The sequence below is a fragment of the Massilia sp. HP4 genome, from assembly GCF_005222695.1.
Lineage (GTDB): Bacteria > Pseudomonadota > Gammaproteobacteria > Burkholderiales > Burkholderiaceae_D > Telluria.
This window is the reverse complement of record NZ_STGG01000057.1, coordinates 23,271-39,686: the sequence shown is the minus strand read 5'-3', so window position 1 is coordinate 39,686 and position 16,416 is coordinate 23,271. Positions and strand designations below refer to the sequence as shown.

The 16,416-nt window shown below is 63.9% G+C and carries 14 protein-coding genes and 1 pseudogene; 8 read left to right on the top strand and 7 right to left on the bottom strand.

Annotated elements, in window-relative coordinates:
* Positions 1-24: 24 nt before the first annotated feature.
* From E8M83_RS20970 to E8M83_RS20945, 6 genes are all read left to right on the top strand, one after another.
* Entirely contained in the window at positions 25-1,188 is a 1,164-nt protein-coding gene (locus E8M83_RS20970; protein WP_137175297.1) for a CmpA/NrtA family ABC transporter substrate-binding protein, read from the top strand.
* Between the two features lie 258 nt (positions 1,189-1,446).
* A complete protein-coding gene (locus E8M83_RS20965; protein WP_137175296.1) occupies positions 1,447-2,745 on the top strand; it encodes an MFS transporter in 1,299 nt (432 codons plus the stop codon).
* Between the two features lie 13 nt (positions 2,746-2,758).
* A complete protein-coding gene (gene nirB, locus E8M83_RS20960) occupies positions 2,759-5,287 on the top strand; it encodes a nitrite reductase large subunit NirB (protein ID WP_137175295.1) in 2,529 nt (842 codons plus the stop codon).
* Positions 5,288-5,299: 12 nt separating this feature from the next.
* Positions 5,300-5,647, top strand: a complete 348-nt coding sequence (nirD, locus tag E8M83_RS20955; RefSeq protein ID WP_137175294.1) for a nitrite reductase small subunit NirD — start codon at positions 5,300-5,302, stop codon at positions 5,645-5,647.
* Positions 5,644-6,876, top strand: a complete 1,233-nt coding sequence (locus tag E8M83_RS20950) for an NAD(P)/FAD-dependent oxidoreductase (RefSeq protein ID WP_137175293.1) — start codon at positions 5,644-5,646, stop codon at positions 6,874-6,876. The genes nirD and E8M83_RS20950 overlap by 4 nt, the downstream gene beginning before the upstream one ends.
* A 13-nt stretch (positions 6,877-6,889) precedes the next feature.
* A complete protein-coding gene (locus E8M83_RS20945; protein ID WP_137175292.1) occupies positions 6,890-9,577 on the top strand; it encodes a nitrate reductase in 2,688 nt (895 codons plus the stop codon).
* A 33-nt stretch (positions 9,578-9,610) separates the two neighbouring features.
* Here E8M83_RS20945 and E8M83_RS20940 read toward each other — a convergent pair whose 3' ends face one another.
* The 7 genes and pseudogenes from E8M83_RS20940 to E8M83_RS20915 all read right to left on the bottom strand — a co-directional run bounded on the left by E8M83_RS20940 (position 9,611) and on the right by E8M83_RS20915 (position 13,333).
* Entirely contained in the window at positions 9,611-10,165 is a 555-nt protein-coding gene (locus E8M83_RS20940) for a hypothetical protein (protein ID WP_137175291.1), read from the bottom strand.
* Positions 10,104-10,514 (bottom strand): hypothetical protein, encoded by a 411-nt coding sequence (locus E8M83_RS20935; RefSeq protein WP_137175290.1) that lies wholly within the window; start codon positions 10,512-10,514, stop codon positions 10,104-10,106. Before E8M83_RS20935 ends, E8M83_RS20940 begins: the two co-directional genes overlap by 62 nt.
* 3 nt (positions 10,515-10,517) lie before the next feature.
* Positions 10,518-10,901, bottom strand: a complete 384-nt coding sequence (locus E8M83_RS26510; protein ID WP_373995065.1) for a DUF6345 domain-containing protein — start codon at positions 10,899-10,901, stop codon at positions 10,518-10,520.
* Positions 10,898-11,265, bottom strand: a pseudogene (locus E8M83_RS26590) (DUF6345 domain-containing protein). The gene E8M83_RS26510 and the pseudogene E8M83_RS26590 overlap by 4 nt, the downstream one beginning before the upstream one ends.
* A gap of 206 nt (positions 11,266-11,471) precedes the next feature.
* Positions 11,472-12,170, bottom strand: a complete 699-nt coding sequence (locus E8M83_RS20925; RefSeq protein ID WP_137175289.1) for a dienelactone hydrolase family protein — start codon at positions 12,168-12,170, stop codon at positions 11,472-11,474.
* Positions 12,171-12,242: 72 nt separating this feature from the next.
* Positions 12,243-12,452, bottom strand: a complete 210-nt coding sequence (locus tag E8M83_RS20920) for a hypothetical protein (RefSeq protein ID WP_137175288.1) — start codon at positions 12,450-12,452, stop codon at positions 12,243-12,245.
* A 392-nt stretch (positions 12,453-12,844) separates the two neighbouring features.
* On the bottom strand, positions 12,845-13,333 hold the full coding sequence (locus tag E8M83_RS20915) for a transposase (protein WP_137175287.1): 489 nt from the start codon (positions 13,331-13,333) through the stop codon (positions 12,845-12,847).
* Positions 13,334-13,593: 260 nt separating this feature from the next.
* Between E8M83_RS20915 and E8M83_RS20910 the strand changes: the two genes are divergently transcribed.
* Together E8M83_RS20910 and E8M83_RS20905 are read left to right on the top strand one after the other, a co-directional pair.
* Positions 13,594-14,643, top strand: a complete 1,050-nt coding sequence (locus E8M83_RS20910; protein WP_137175286.1) for a hypothetical protein — start codon at positions 13,594-13,596, stop codon at positions 14,641-14,643.
* 487 nt (positions 14,644-15,130) lie between these two features.
* On the top strand, positions 15,131-16,189 hold the full coding sequence (locus tag E8M83_RS20905; RefSeq protein WP_137175285.1) for a hypothetical protein: 1,059 nt from the start codon (positions 15,131-15,133) through the stop codon (positions 16,187-16,189).
* Positions 16,190-16,416: the final 227 nt, after the last annotated feature.

The window sequence follows — 16,416 nt, the reverse complement described above, 5'->3', positions numbered from 1 at the left end:
CACATTCTCAAGACAAGGAAACGTATGACTTTGGCAGGCAGGGGCGCCTGGATCGCGGGCACCGACCGCCCCGAGATCGAGACCGTCCGCATCGGCTTCATGCCGCTGGCCGATTGCGCGCCGCTGGTGATGGCATCGGTGCTGGGCTTCGACGAACGCCATGGGGTGCGCTTCGCGCTCACCCGCGAGCTGTCCTGGACCGGCATGCGCGACCGCCTGATCGGCCAGCAGCTCGACGCGGCCCATGCGCTGTACGGGATGCTGTATGGGGTCCAGAATGGCATCGGCACCCAGCAGTGCGATATGGCGGTGTTGATGAACCTGAACCAGAACGGCCAGAACATCACGCTGTCGCGCGCGCTCGCCAACGCCGCACGCGATCCCGGCCTGCTCGCGCGCGCGGTACATGAGAAAGGGCGCAAGCTGACCCTGGCGCATACCTTCCCGACCGGGAACCACGCGATGTTCCTGTATTACTGGCTGGCCGCCCACGGCGTCGATCCGCTGACGGATTGCCAGGCGGTGACGGTGCCCCCAGGCCAGATGGCGGCCAGCCTTGCGGCCGGCCACATGGATGGCTTTTGCGCCGGCGAGCCGTGGGGCCAGCGCGCGCAGCGCGACGGGGCCGGGGTGCAGGCCGCATCCAGCGAGCAGGTATGGCCGAACCATCCGGGCAAGGCGCTCGGCACGCGCGCCGACTTCGCGGCCACCCATCCCAATACCTGCCGCGCGATGATCGCCGCGCTGTTGGAAGCCGCGCGCTGGCTGGATGCCTCGCGCAGCAACCGCGAAGCCGCGGCCGAGGTGCTGGCCAGTCCCGCCTATGTAAACGCCAGCCGCGAGACGCTGCAGTTCTGCCTGGCCGGGCGTTATCGGCATGAGCACCAGGCGGGCGATGGCTGGCGCGGCCACAACGGTTTGCGCTTCCATGCCGACGGCGAAGCGAATTTCCCCTGGCTGTCGGACGGCATGTGGTTCCTGGCCCAGCACCGGCGCTGGGGCCTGCTGCGCGAGGCGCCGGCCTACCTGGCGCTGGCGGCGCAGGTCAACCGCATCGACCTGTATCGCGAGGCGGCCGAACGCACCGGCACCATGCTGCCCACCTCCGCGCTACGCAGCTCGACCCTGGTCGACGGCCGCGTGTGGGACGGCAGCGATCCGCACGCCTGGGCCGGCGCACCGGCATGATCTTGAACGCGGTGCACGCGGCTGCATCATTGTGGGGAATGGTGCACCGCAATGCAGCATGCTTCGCCTGGCGCCGCCGCTCTTCTCCCTGACGGCAGGGTGGCACGCCTCTTGCTCATACCAATGACAGGATCAATGGCGATTCTCTTCAAATAAAACGCTGGCCCAACGGGGGGACGGCACAGGACAACGGCGTCCGCAGCTACTGCCACCGGCAGCAAGCGCGGACGCCTTTTCGTTTTTTAAAAGGGAAGAACAATGGCCAGCAAAGCGGACAGCATCAAGCTCTTTTCATTCCAGGGCGCGCCCATGCGCGCCTTCCACCTGACCTGGGTCGCCTTCTTCATCTGCTTCTTCGCCTGGTTCGCCTGCGCGCCGCTGATGCCGGTCATCAAGGGCGAATTCGGGCTCTCGATGGAGCAGATCGCCAACATCAATATCGCGGCCGTTGCGATCACCATTTTCGTGCGCCTGCTGGTGGGGCCCCTGTGCGACCGCTACGGCCCGCGCAAAACGTACACGGGTTTGCTCCTCATCGGCGCGATTCCCGTGCTGGGCGTGGCGATGGCCCAGAGCTACGAAGCCTTCCTGCTGGCGCGGCTGGGCATCGGCGCGGTCGGCGCCAGCTTCGTGATCACCCAGTACCACACGTCGGTCATGTTCGGACCGAAGGTGGTCGGCACCGCCAACGCGGCGGCAGCCGGCTGGGGCAATGCCGGCGGCGGTGCGGCGCAGGCAGTCATGCCCTTGATGCTGACCGCGATCGTGATGCTGGGCGTGAGCCAGTCGCTGAGCTGGCGCCTGGCGCTGGTAGTGCCGGGCGTGATGATGATCGTGATGGCCTTCTTCTATTGGCGCTACACCCAGGATTGCCCGGCCGGTAACTACGACGAGCTGCGCAAGACCGGCAATATGCCGGAAGGCAGCGGCAAGGGCGGCTGGGCGAGCTTCGTTGCCGGCTGCCGCAACTATCGCGCCTGGCTGCTGTTCGTCACCTACGGCGCCTGCTTCGGCATCGAGATCTTCATCCACAACATCGCCGCCGTGTACTACGTCGAGCACTTCGACCTGTCGCTGGCCCAGGCCGGCATGGCGGCCGGCAGCTTCGGCCTGCTGGCGCTGTTCGCCCGCGCCCTGGGCGGCTGGCTGTCCGACAAGGCCGCGCTTGGCGGTGACCTGAACCGCCGCGTGACCGTGCTGTTCGTGCTGATGATCGGTGAGGGCCTGGGCCTGTTGTGGTTCGCCCAGGCCGAGGGCGTCGTGTTCGCCGTGCTCGCGATGCTGGTGTTCGGCCTGTTCACCCATATGGCCTGCGGCGCGACCTATGCGCTGGTGCCGTTCATCGCGCCGAAGGCGCTGGGCGGCGTGGCCGGCATCGTCGGCGCCGGCGGCAACGTCGGCGCGGTGGCGGTCGGCTTCCTCATGAAAGGCACCGGCGACATCAAGCAGACGCTCACGATCCTCGGCGGCCTGGTGCTGGTTGCCAGCGTCTGCGCCATCGCCGCCCGATTCTCCGCGACCGCCGCCAGCAGCGCGCCGGCCGCAGCCGCAGCATAAGAAGGAGCAGCACATGCATATCGTCGTCATCGGCCATGGAATGGTCGGCCACAAATTCCTTGAAACCCTGGCCTCCAGCGGGCGGACAGACCTGCGCATCACGGTGCTGGGCGAAGAGCCGCGCCCGGCCTACGACCGCGTGCACCTGTCGGAGTTCTTCGCCGGGAAAAGCGCGGACGACCTTTCCCTGGTAACGCCGGGCTTCTTCGAGCGTGAGGACATGGTGCTGCGCCTGAATGCCAAAGTGGTCGGGATCGACCGTGTGGCGCAGAGCGTGACGCTGGCGGATGGCTCGACGGTCGTCTACGACCGCCTGGTGCTGGCCACCGGTTCGTATCCCTTCGTGCCGCCGGTGCCGGGCGCCGACCGCAAGGACTGCTTCGTCTACCGCACCATCGAAGACCTGGAAGCCATGCAAGAGGCCGGGGCACGTTCGACATCCGGCGTCGTGATCGGCGGTGGCCTGCTGGGTCTCGAATGCGCCAAGGCGCTGCGTGACCTGGGCCTGAACGCCCACGTGGTCGAATTCGCGCCGCGCCTGATGGCGGTGCAGGTCGACGATCCGGGCGCGCGCGTGCTGCGCACCCGCATCGAGGAACTGGGCGTCGGCGTCCATACCGGCAAGAATACGCTGGCCGTCGTCGATGGCGAGGAGACCACCCACCGCATGCAGTTCGCAGACGGCACGCACCTGGACACCGACATGATCGTGTTCTCGGCCGGCATTCGCCCACGCGACGAGCTGGCGCGCGCCGCCGGCCTGGAGATCGGCGCGCGTGGCGGCGTCGTGATCGACGACCGTTGCCAGACCTCGGACCCGCATATCTATGCGATCGGCGAATGCGCCTTGTGGAACGGCCAGCTGTATGGCCTGGTCGCGCCGGGCTACGATATGGCGCGCACCGCCGCGCGGCATCTGCTGGGCAGCGAATGCGGCTTCGCGGGCGCCGACATGAGCACCAAATTGAAACTGATGGGCGTGGACGTGGCCAGCATCGGCGACGCCCATGGCGCCACGCCGGGCAGCCGCAGCTACCAGTTCCTCGATGAACGTCGTCAAACCTACCGCAAGATCGTCGTCTCCAGCTGCGGCAAATACCTGCTGGGCGGCGTGCTGGTGGGCGAAGCATCCGCCTACGGCGCGCTGCTGCAGACGATGCTGAACAAGATCGAGCTGCCGGAAGCGCCCGAATACCTGATCCTGCCCGAGAGCGGCGGCGCTGCCCGGCCCGCGATCGGCGTCGACAAGCTGCCTGCCACGGCCCAGGTCTGCTCGTGCAATGACGTCAGCAAGGGCGCGCTGTGCGAGGCGGTCGCCGGCGGCGCCACCACGATCGGCGCCCTGAAAAGCTGCACCTCGGCGGGCACCGCCTGCGGCGGCTGCGTGCCCCTGGTCACGCAAGTGCTCAACGCCGAGCTGAAAAAGCTGGGCGTGGCGGTCAACAATCACCTGTGCGAACACTTTGCTTATTCGCGCCAGGAGCTGTACCACCTGGTGCGTGTCGAAGGTATCCGCGACTTCGGCGAGCTGCTGGCGCGCCACGGCAAGGGCCTGGGGTGCGACGTCTGCAAGCCGACCGCCGCCAATATCCTGGCTTCGGTGTGGAACGATTTCGTGCTGAAACCCAAGCACGCGAGCCTGCAGGATTCGAACGACTACTACCTGGGTAACATCCAGCGCGACGGCACGTATTCGGTGGTGCCGCGCATGCCGGGCGGCGAAGTCACGGCCGACGGCCTGATCGCGGTGGGCATGGTGGCCAAGAAGTACAACCTGTATACCAAGATCACGGGCGGCCAGCGGGTCGACCTGTTCGGCGCCCGCGTGGACCAGCTCCCCGCGATCTGGGAAGAGCTGATCGCGGCCGGATTCGAATCGGGCCACGCCTATGGCAAGTCGCTGCGCACCGTGAAGTCCTGCGTCGGCTCGACCTGGTGCCGCTATGGCGTGGGCGACAGCGTGGGCTTCGCCATCGCGCTGGAGAACCGGTATAAAGGCTTGCGCGCGCCGCACAAGATCAAGTTCGGCGTCTCTGGCTGCACCCGCGAATGCGCCGAAGCCCAGGGCAAGGATGTCGGCCTGATCGCCACCGATAAAGGCTGGAACCTGTACGTCTGCGGCAATGGCGGCATGAAGCCGCGCCACGCCGAACTGATCGCCTCGAACCTGACCGAAGAAGACGTGGTGCGCCTGACCGACCGCTTCCTGATGTTCTACGTGCGCACCGCCGAGCGCCTGCAGCGCACCAGCACCTGGCGCGAAAACCTGGAGGGCGGCCTCGATTACCTCAAGGCGGTCGTGGTCGACGACAGCCTCGGCATCGCGCACGAACTCGAGGCGCAGATGCAGCACGTGGTCGATACCTATGCCTGCGAGTGGAAGGAAGCCGTGACCGATCCAGACGTGCGCCGGCGTTTCCGCCACTTCGTCAACAGCGCCCAGGTCGACGAGAACGTCGTGTTCGTGCCCGAGCGCGGCCAGGTGCGCCCGGCCACCTTCGACGAACGTCGCCGCACCATTCCCATCGCCACCGCCGCATAAAGGAGATTCGTCATGCACCGTGACCTGCAACTGGATAACTGGACCGCTGTCTGCACCCTGGACGAGATCGTGCCCGATACCGGCGTGTGCGCCTTGCTGAACGGCCGCCAGGTGGCCGTGTTCCGCGTCGGCGGCGATGCGCCGAGGGTGTTCGCCATCGACAATTACGATCCGAACTCGCAGGCCGCCGTCCTGTCGCGCGGGCTGGTGGGCAGCATCGGCGAGCGCATCGTGGTCGCTTCGCCGATCTACAAGCAGCATTTCGACCTGCAGAGCGGCGAGTGCCTGGAGGCGCCGGCGCAATCGGTCGCCAGCTATCCGGCGCGGATCGACGCCGGGCAGGTGTGGGTCGCCGCATGAGTTCGGCGATAAAGCCCTCCCTGGTCGTGGTCGGCAACGGCATGGCCGGCATGCGCACGGTCGAGGAGCTGCTGGCGTTGGCCCCCGACCTGTACGACATCACCGTGTTCGGGGCCGAACCGCGTGTGAACTACAACCGCATCATGCTGTCGCCGGTGCTGGCCGGCGAGAAGACGTTCGATGCGATCGTGCTGCATCCGCGCAGCTGGTACGAGGAACACGGCATCACCTTGCATGCGGGCGACCCGGTGGTGGCGATCGACCGCAAGCGGCGTATCGTGCGTGCCCGGTCGGGCAGGCAAGTGCAATACGACCGCCTGCTGCTGGCGACCGGCTCGCAGCCCTTCATCGTGCCGGTGCCGGGCGCCGACTTGCCGGGCGTGGTGGGTTTCCGCGACCTGGACGACGTCGACACCATGCTGCAGGCCGCGCGCGATGGCAAACACGCGATCGTGATCGGCGGCGGCCTGCTCGGCCTGGAAGCGGCCAACGGCCTGCTGCGCCAGGGCATGGACGTCACCGTGGTCCACCTGACCCAGAGCCTGCTCAACCAGCAGCTCGATGTCGACGCATCGTTGTTGTTGAAAGCGGCGCTGGAGCGGCGCGGCCTGCGCATCCTGCTCGGCGCACAGACCGAGGCCATCCTGGGCGACGGCAAGGTTGGGGGAGTGCGCTTCAAGGACGGCCTCGAGCTGCCGGCCGACCTGGTGGTGATGGCGGCCGGCGTGCGTCCCAATGTGGCGCTGGCGCGTGACGCCGGCCTGCATGTCGAGCGCGCGATCGTGGTCGACGACACCCTGCAAAGCTACGATCCGCGGGTGTATGCGGTGGGCGAGTGCGTGCAGCATCGCAAGGCGACCTTCGGCCTGGTGGCGCCGATCTGGGAGCAGGCGCGCGTGTGCGCGGCCCACCTGGCCGGCCTGGGCCACCGCCGCTACGTGCAGCAGGCCACCGCCACCAAGCTGAAAGTCACCGGGATCGACCTGTACTCGGCCGGGGACATCGTCGGCGGGCCGGGCACGCAAGACCTGGTGCTGCGCGACCGCCGCGCCGGCGTCTATAAACGCCTGGTGCTCGAAGGGAACCGCATCACGGGCGCCGTGCTGTATGGTGACGTGCTCGATGGCCCCTGGTATTTCGACCTGATCCAGCGCGGAGCCGATATCTCGGCGCTGCGCGATCGCTTGTTGTTCGGGCCTGCCATGTGTGAAGAAGCGCAGGCCGCGTAAAAGAAAGTCATTCATGTCGCATATGCCGATCCCGCTCCAGGAAGTCCGCACCACCTGTCCCTACTGCGGCGTCGGCTGCGGCGTCAAGGCCACACCGCTGGGCGATGGCGGCGCGCTGATCGAAGGCGACGCCGCACATGCGGCCAGCCGCGGCCGCCTGTGCGTCAAGGGTTCGGCCCTGGGCGAGACGCTCGGCCTCGATGGCCGCCTGCTGTTCCCAAGCATCCGCCGCGACGGCGCCATGGCGCGCGCCGGCTGGGATGCGGCGCTGGACACCGTCGCCGACGGTTTCAGGCGCATCATCGACGCACACGGGCCGGACGCGGTGGCGCTGTACGTCTCGGGCCAGATCCTCACCGAGGATTACTACGTCGCCAACAAGTTCATGAAAGGCTACGTCGGCAGCGCCAATATCGATACCAACTCGCGCCTGTGCATGTCGTCCGCCGTGGCCGGCCACAAGCGCGCCTTCGGTGAAGACGTGGTGCCGGGCTGCTATGAGGACTTCGAGCAGGCCGATGCGATCGTGCTGGTCGGCTCGAACGCCGCCTGGTGCCACCCGACGCTGTTCCAACGCATCGCCAAGGCGAAGGAAGCGCGGCCCGGGCTGCAGATCGTCGTGCTCGACCCCCGCCGCACGGCCACCTGCGAACTGGCCGACCTGCACCTGCCGCTCAAGCCGGGCAGCGACGTGTGGCTGTTCAACGGCCTGCTGGCTTACCTGGCGCGCGAGGGCGCCATCGACCGCGAGTTCGTCGCGGCGCATACGCACGGGCTGGAGAAGGCGCTGGAAGTGGCCGGCGTGGACAGCGATATCGACCAGGTAGCGCGTGCCTGCGGCGTCGACCCGGCGCAACTGGGCGCGTTCTATGCGCTGTTCGCGCGCACCGAAAAAGTGGTCACTGCATTCTCGATGGGCGTGAACCAGTCTTCGAGCGGCACCGACAAGGTCAACAGCATCATCAACTGCCACCTGCTGACCGGCCGCATCGGCCGCGCCGGCATGGGCCCGTTTTCGCTGACCGGCCAGCCGAACGCGATGGGCGGCCGTGAAGTGGGCGGCCTGGCCAATATGCTGGCGTCTCACCTCGACCTGGATAACGCCGAACACCGCGAGGCGGTGCGCACCTTCTGGGATGCGCCACGCATCGCCGACAAGCCGGGCCTGAAGGCGGTCGACCTGTTCCGCGCGGTGGAAACGGGACAAGTCAAGGCAGTGTGGATCATGGCCACCAATCCGGTGGTCAGCATGCCGGACGCCGACCAGGTGCGGCGCGCGCTGGCGGCTTGCGAACTGGTGGTGGTGTCGGACGTGGTGGCCAATACCGACGTCGGACAGTATGCGCACGTGCTGCTGCCGGCCCTGGCCTGGGGCGAAAAGGATGGCACGGTGACCAATTCCGAACGCTGCATCTCGCGCCAGCGCGCCTTCTTGCCGGCGCCGGGCGAAGCGCGTGCCGACTGGCAGGCGCTGTGCGAGGTCGCGCGGCGCATGGGCTACGCCGGCTTCGACTACGAAGGCGCGCACGCGATCTTCGACGAACATGCGCGGCTGTCGACCTGGAAGAATGGCGAGGACGGCCACCGCCGCGCCTTCCGGCTCGACCCGCTGGTCGGCATGGACCGCGCCGCCTACGATGCCCTGCAGCCGGTGCAGTGGCCCTTGCAGTCGGCGACCGAAGGCACCGCGCGCCTGTTCGGCGATGGCCGTTTTTCCCACCCGGACGGCAAGGCGCGTTTCATCGCGACCGCGCCGCGCGCGCCGGTCCATGCGCCCGGCGGCGAGTATCCGCTGGCGCTCAATACCGGGCGCCTGCGCGACCAGTGGCATACGATGACGCGCACCGGAAAATCGCCGCGCCTGGCCGGCCATGCGCCGGAACCGTTCGTGGATTTGCATCCGCACGACGCGCTGCTGGCCGGCGTGCGCGAAGGTGAACTGGCGCGTGTCAGTTCGCAATGGGGCGCGATGGTGGCGCGCGTGGCGCACGGCGGCGGCATCGCGCGCGGCGCCGTGTTCGTGCCGATCCACTGGAATGGGCAAACGGCGTCCGATGCGCGCGTCGGCGCGCTGGTCAACCCCGAAGTCGATCCGGTGTCGGGCGAACCCGAATTCAAGCATACGCCGGTGCGGGTGGAACCGTTCGGCGTGGCCTGGTATGGCTTCATCCTCAGCCGCACCGAGCTGGACCTGCAACGGGTGGCGCACTGGACCCGCATGCGCGGCAGCGGCTTTGTGCGCTATGAGCTGGGCGGCCGGGAGCCGGTAACGCCCGACATGGCGCGCGCGCTGTTGGGGGCGGGCGAGGACGCGGACTGGATCGAGTACCAGGACAAGTCGGAAGGCATGCTGCGCGCGGCGCTGGTGGTCGACGGCAGGCTGGAAGCCTGCCTGTTCGTGTCGCGCCGGCCGGATTTGCCGGCCCGCGCCTGGCTTGGCGAGTTGTTTGCCCGGCCCGCGTTAAGCGGACCCGAACGCGCAACCCTGCTGGCCGGACGGGCGCCGGCCCAGGGGCCGGATCCGGGACCGACCGTCTGCTCTTGTTTTGGCGTGGGCCGCAACACGATCTGTGCAGCGATCGAAAAGCGGGATTTGAAGACGCCAGCCGAGGTGACGGCCTGCCTGCGGGCCGGCGGCAACTGCGGTTCGTGCATTCCCGAGATCAAATCGCTGCTGCAGGAGATGAGAATCGTCGCGTAGGGTGGACGGCTCTGCCGTCCACGTTGTTGCCGCTCACGAAGCCGGATGCAGCCCACGCCCGCGCAGCTGCGGCGCCTCGCTGCCAAATAGGGGCAGCTCGAGATATGGCCGCTCGGTCGCCGACACCGCCAGCACATGCGCCTGCCGTTCGAGCCGTTGCTGCAGCACGATCTGCCCGACATAGGCCGGCGCCAGCACCCGCTGGGCCTTGCGCTTGCCCAGGTCGAGGTAGCCGAAGCGCATCGTGGCCGATTGCACGACATCGGTCGGCAACCGCTCCTTTGACTTGCCAAGCACGTCGGCCAGGCGCTCGGCCAGCTGGCGCGCCACCAGCTCGGTGTCGATCACCGGCGCGCTGTCGAGCACCTCGCCATCGCTGTGCCGGATGCGCAGCGACAGCGCATCGACCGCGCCGTCGCCGGCCAGGCGCACGGCCACCGAGGCCGCACCCAGTACCGGGATCTCGCCCACCGCATGACGCCAGGCGCCGGTGGCGCGCACCAGCAGGACATCGGACAGCTGCTGGTCACGGTCGGCGCCGCGCCTTGGTTTGCCACAGGCGCTCGAAGGCGAGGCTGCCGCGTTCACCGACCCAGGCCGCCAGGTCGAGCCGCTGCGCGGCTGGCTCCAGCTGGCGCACGAGAATGGGCGCCTGGAACGGCGCCAGGCCGGATACGTACTGCAGCGCGCCCGAGGCGTGGTAGACCACGGCGCGCGCGCCATCGGCCAGGTGGGCCACGCTGCGTTCGCCGCGCTCGGCCAGGTTGGCGCGGTCGTGGCGGAAGATATCGGCTTCGTGCAAGGCGGTCAGGAACCGGTTCATGCTGGCGCGCGCATCGTTGCGGGTGAGCGCGGTAAGCGCAATGATGTCGGCGCGGCCAGGCGTGCTGCTGGCGCCGGTCTTCATCAGATGATCGATCAGGGTTTGCTGGTTCATGGTTCAGCCCTCCGTCCACTTCCACAAGAGACATGCCTGCTGCGCGGGCGCCAGGTCGGACCCCACATTGCCATGGCCCCATAGATGGTCGCGGTTGATGGCGGAGAGGTCCCAACGGATATTGCCGCCGTTCCAGGTCGCGGCATCGCCGACGCACACCGTGACCGGATGGTTGTCGACCCACCAGTAGGACACGCCGTCGTGCCAGGCGCTGGAAACGGTGGCGCCGTCGACCAGTTTGTCGGCCACGTCTTCGCCGCATTCGTCGGTGGTGATGCCGTCATACATATCGCCCCAGGCGCCGCAGTAGATGTGCAGGCGCGCGAAGATATTCCACAGGCCGGTGACGGCGTTCAGGTTGACCGTGTGACAGGAATAGGCCATCACCCATTCGCTGTTCCAGTCTTCGCCCAACTGCCAGCGGTCGGACCAGGTGCGCCAGTCGGTGCGCGCGATGTCGACAGCATGCGCGCCCGCCCATCGGCTTCGGAATTACCGTGGGTCTCGATCCAGAACAGGTCGACGTCATCGACCCAGTTGCTGTCGTTGCCGCCCTGGCGATGTCGCGGATGTCGGTTTCCCAGACGTTGGTGTTGGACCAGTAGAACGCGTGGGTGTGACCGGCCGAACGCAGTGTGCTGTCGAAACCGTTGCTTCTGTTGATGGTGTACGTCAGGTCTCCCGCCGTGCTCACGCCGGCGGCGCGCGCATGGTTGAAATACCTGATTGCTTCTACGCCGAACCTCGCCATGAGATTCTCCTTTCGTATCGGAAAGCCATGCCGCCGCACCCTGGTGGGCACGGCGGGGTGGCTCGAGATACGGTAGTCGAAGCGGACGCGGCGGCTATGGCGAAGATCAGGCTGCGCGAGGGCTAACGATCTGCGTGGATAGAAGCGGCGTACGGGCTTGCGCGGCGTCGCATGCAGCGGCTCAGATCAGGATCAGGTCCAGGCGCTTAGCGCAGCGTACGCGCAAAAAACTCGTCGGTACGGCTGTTGGCCAGCGTCGCATCGCCATGATCGTAGTGACTGCCGCCCGGACGCGCGAACGCATGGTCGCGCTCCGGGTAAATGTGCACCTCAGCATCGGCCTTGTCTTCCAGCGCGGCCTTGATCTGCGCCTGTGCCTCGGGTCCGATGTATTCGTCGGCGCCGGCCAGGTGATACAGCAGGGGAGCGCCGATATGCTTGGCTTCGTGCAGATACTGGTCGGTGCCGCCGCCATAATAGGCCGCGAAGGCATCGCCGTCGGTGCGGGCCGCGGCCAGGTAGGTCATCAGGCCGCCCAGGCAGTAGCCGGTGACGCCGACCTTGCCGGTGCTGCCTTCCATCGTGCGCGCGGCGCTGATGGTGGCGGCGATGTCCTGCACGCCGTGGTCAAAGTCGTAGGCCTGGTACATGGCGAACGCCTTGGCGACGTCGGCCTCGTTGGCTTCCGACAACTGGATGCCGGGATCGGTGCGCCAGAACAGGTCGGGGGCGACGGCGATATACCCCTTGGCGGCGTAATTGTCGGCGATGCTGCGGATGCCGCCGTTCACGCCGAAGATTTCCTGCAGCACAACGATGACGGGATAGGTGCCGCCGACATCGGGGCGAGCGACGTAGCAGTCGAAGCTGCGATCAGCCGTAGTGACGGTGAGTTGTTCGGACATGGGTTTCCTTTGTCTGAGGTTCAGTGCGGCCGAGCAATATTCTTCGGCCGACGCACGCCATATCATAAGGCGTCACGAGCTGTTGCGACAGATGCGCGCGCTTGCGCCATCCCGGTCAAGTTGCAAGCTGACCCACCATTCCATGTGCAGGAGGTCGATCAAAGCAAGCGAAGCGGCCGCCGCCTTCGACGATCCGGCTTGCTCCGTGCGCAGCGACCCCCATGGCGGCAGCATGCGCAGCGCCTGCACGCCCTTGCCGAGGCCATCCCCAACCGGCAGCATTGCAGCGAAATCCCTGAATGCGACACGCCCGTTGTCCTGAATTGAAGATTCGTTGAATAAATGCGGCGAACTTTCAATTCAGGACACTGATATGTATTGGACCTGTCAAGTCCGTCGAAAAATATTTTTGTTTCTTGCATTGTATTGGTAGCAGAACGGACGACATGCCGACGGTTGATCAGTCTGATATGCGCGGATTGGATACCGCATGACAACCGATTCGTCGGGGAGCTGCCTCGCTCTAGGTTCGAGGGTCATTCCATCACTGGACGCCTCATAGTGCCCTCGAGGGTTCTCCCGCCGTTGTTCATTCTGCTACCGATACGCTGCTGTGTCATGCTCGACTCCGTTTATTGCGTTAGTGCCGGCTGCGGCATGGCTTGGCCGACGGCTTAAATAAAGCCAGCCAGCTCGCGCGCCACCGGAGTACACGCCTGCACCTTGAGCTTGCCCTTCGCCTCCATATGCTGGTAGCGACCGCATAGGCGTTTCTGGGCATCCCATGCGATCTCCTGCACCGCTTGCGTGGTGCGCTCGGCACGCCGTTGCAAGACAGCAGTCTTGCGCAGGATGGCGATAGGTCCACGCAGCCTCGACCAAGACGCGGCGCACATGACTGTTTCCGGTCTTGGTGATGCCGCCCCGGACTTGCTGGCGCCACTGGAATGCTCGCTTGGCACCAGTCCAAGATACGCCATCAGTTGCGGCGCGCTAGTGAAGCGCCGCAGATCGCCAACCGCCACGATGGTTACCGCCGTGAGCAGGTTGACGCCGCGCAGTGCTATCAGCGCTTCGATGATTGGGAAAAATACCGATGCGTTAGCGGCGAGGGCCGGTTGTTCGTCGATCCCGACCACGCTCTTGGTCAGCGCCGTCACCATATCCACGTATTCCTGGAAGACGATTTGTTGGATGGGCTGAGTGAACTTCAGCGTTTCCAGCCAGCGGAAATGGGCCTGGGTCCAGTTGCTGGCCCGGTGCTGGAGCCTGTCCCCGGCAAGTCATCCCGAATCGATGAATGCCGTATATGAAGCCGAAGCTCAAGATACATGCGAGCAATGGACTTTGCATCTAGGAAAATTATCGCTATAATTTCTGTAGCGAAATATTCGGTTGCGCCATTCACTTGCTTAGGATTCCGATGACCAACAACGTGTTATCCCTGGGGCAGATACTGCTCGTATTTGCCATATGCGTCAGTCTTGCCGCCTGTGAATCGAAGGAAGAGAAGCAAGTCCGCGACGAAGCTGAGACCTTCGCGGTAGAAAAAAAAGCGCTGGACCAATTATTCGCCGGTGATAAGCGTTCGTCCGTCGACCTGAATCGGAATGTGTTGAACGAGCTGCGTCAAGCCGCCCCACAAGGAGCCATTCTGTTTGAAGGTGAAACGGAGGAAATGACGGCGATCGGCGACGGTGCCGTCAGCGCCTGTTCACCGGCACTTCCCATAGCGTCGCACCGAGAGCATTGCTACGGAAAGCGCGTGGCCGCTCACGGCACAGTGGGAGCAGTCCTTGGGGATACCTTCCGACTAAGCGTGAAAGGGGTCGGGCTCAACGTCAGCGTTCCACCGGGAAGCCCGCCGCTAGCATCGAATGACGTGGTCGCTGTTACCGGAATCGCAGCGGAGGATAGTAGTCATGGCTGGGTCCTGCTGAAGGATACACAGTTGGAAAAGCAGCCGGTGGCAGACACACCTGGCCGTGCGCGGATCATGGGCGCACTCGGGCTTGCCGCTGCTTGCTTCAGCGACAGCGGAACTCATCCAGACCTGAGTGTATCGGGGGATGAGGTATCGTCCCTGATTGGCGACGTCGCCATTGACGCCGACGATCCGGCAGGCGGCACCGTAACCATTAGCGACGGGTCGCGCAAAATCGATGGCGTGTACCTTCCTCACATCAAACGCTGTGCGATTCGATCGGGCAAGCTTCTTGGCGCACAGGTTCGCGAAGGAAAAATTGTTGAAGGTAAGGTAATTCTTACGAACGCCGCTGCCCAATGGGAGAGCGACAAAGTGCTCATGGCACGTCTCGACAAGGCAGACGCGGTTCGGCGTGCTGCAGGTGCGGCACCTGATTATCAAGAATCGCTCGAATCCAAAAAGAGGAAGTCGGCGCAGGCAGCTTGCGTCGGATTAACTTCAAACTACAACGACGCCAAGGAATGCATGCGCAACATGGGCTACTGATTGATCGGTTGCGCGCAACCTCGCCGTTCACGGCGGGGTCAAGAGCGCGGCCGGCTGACACTGTTCTTGTTCTAGCGCGGGTCGCTGCTATTGGGATGTACTGGTGGATATGCGATGGGTTTGCAGCCGCAGCTACCCATGATGGGTGGCGACTCTAGCGCGCTCCCCCGAGTTTCGTGCCGATACTCGCATAATTCTACTTTTGCATGATCTGACTGACACGTCTTCATACTGCCGACCAGATTGGAAACAGAAACCTTGCAAGCGTTCACCAGTAGATGAACATGACCAGCTTCACCATCGAACACTAATGTCCTGAATTGACGATTCGTTAAATCGATGCGGCGCGAGCTGCCCCGATACTGCGTCGCAAATACGGGTCAAGTTAGTCATTATGAGAGGTAAGATTTTGACATCGGAAATTCGCAATAATAGTCGCAGATCGGCCTGGATTGGAACGACGCTGCGTTTTGTAGCATTCCTACTTGTGCCGGCATTCTTGATCATTGTATTTGGCGCGGCGATAGGGCATGCGCCCTGGATCGGCTACGTCATTATTCTAGCGATTGCAGGAGTGATTTGCTTTCCCGCTTTTCTGGATCAATATTTTGGACTTACGAAAAATCTCCCCAGGATACTTATCGCAATCGCGCTGTTCCCGTCCTTGATTTTCTCCATGGCCGTCTTTATCAGTGAGGAGAGAGATATTTCTGAGGAAAAGCAGGCAACGGGACTTGAAACTGTTTCCAAGCCAGTGAATGGAAATGCCACGCCTGCTGTTAGAGCGGCAGCGCCTACGCTGGTCGACCCTGCAATGGCTGCTCGAAATTTAGCTTCTTCGGCGGTGCAGCCAGTGAAGAAAGCTAGCCCGGAAAAATTATCGTGGTCAGGTGATTACTTCAAGAACGATACATCGCGCATCGTCCTCGCAGTGACAAGCAATTGCACTGCCTATTTCGTAAATAAGAAAACTGCTGGTACAAGTAAAGAAAATTTGGCCTTTACTGATTCATATATTGATGTGCCAATTCTTCCAGGGGAATCCAGGAAGTATCGCCCCGATTTTAAATTCAATGGTAGCAGGGACGATGTCGATAATGGTTTGACCAGGTGCGAGTTGACTGATGTGAAATATGCGGAGTTTGACGCCGACCTTCCAATACATATCAGCCTGAGTAGTAAAAAATCCGATCACTATGGTGATTATAAAGCAACAGCGACACTTACCAATCGATCTGCGCGCGAGCTATTTGTGAAAAAACTGAAGCTGGCATGCGTGATCATAAACGATCGTGAGCGGACCGATGAGGAATACGCAGACGCGATAAAACACGGGAATTACCAGATGGAGGGGAGGGCATATAATGCCTATTATTACGATAATCTCATTGCAAAACCATATTCGTCCAGTGGCGAAACCAAGATCGTCATGCCGGCTGGTGGCAGCGAAGAGGTTCGTCTCTACAAAGTGGGTGGCATGTTCAGTTCCGATTCGGAATTGGGCGTCGGTGACTTCACCAAGCACCAGTGTTGGGTTCCTGACTAAGCCAACTAAGGTAAGTCGCGGTCGACGGCGATATGCGAAGGATCCATGAAATTGGAGCAAGATGCCTTGCTTGAACATTACAGACGGAGGAATAATGAGAGTAACGGTCGCCCTTTTGATAATGTGCATCTGTACACAAGCATTCTCACAACAGATTCCCATTGTTCCCAGTGTCCGGGATGGCTCCCCCAACATCTCCCAAGAAGGAAAGCAAGCCTGCGTGTATG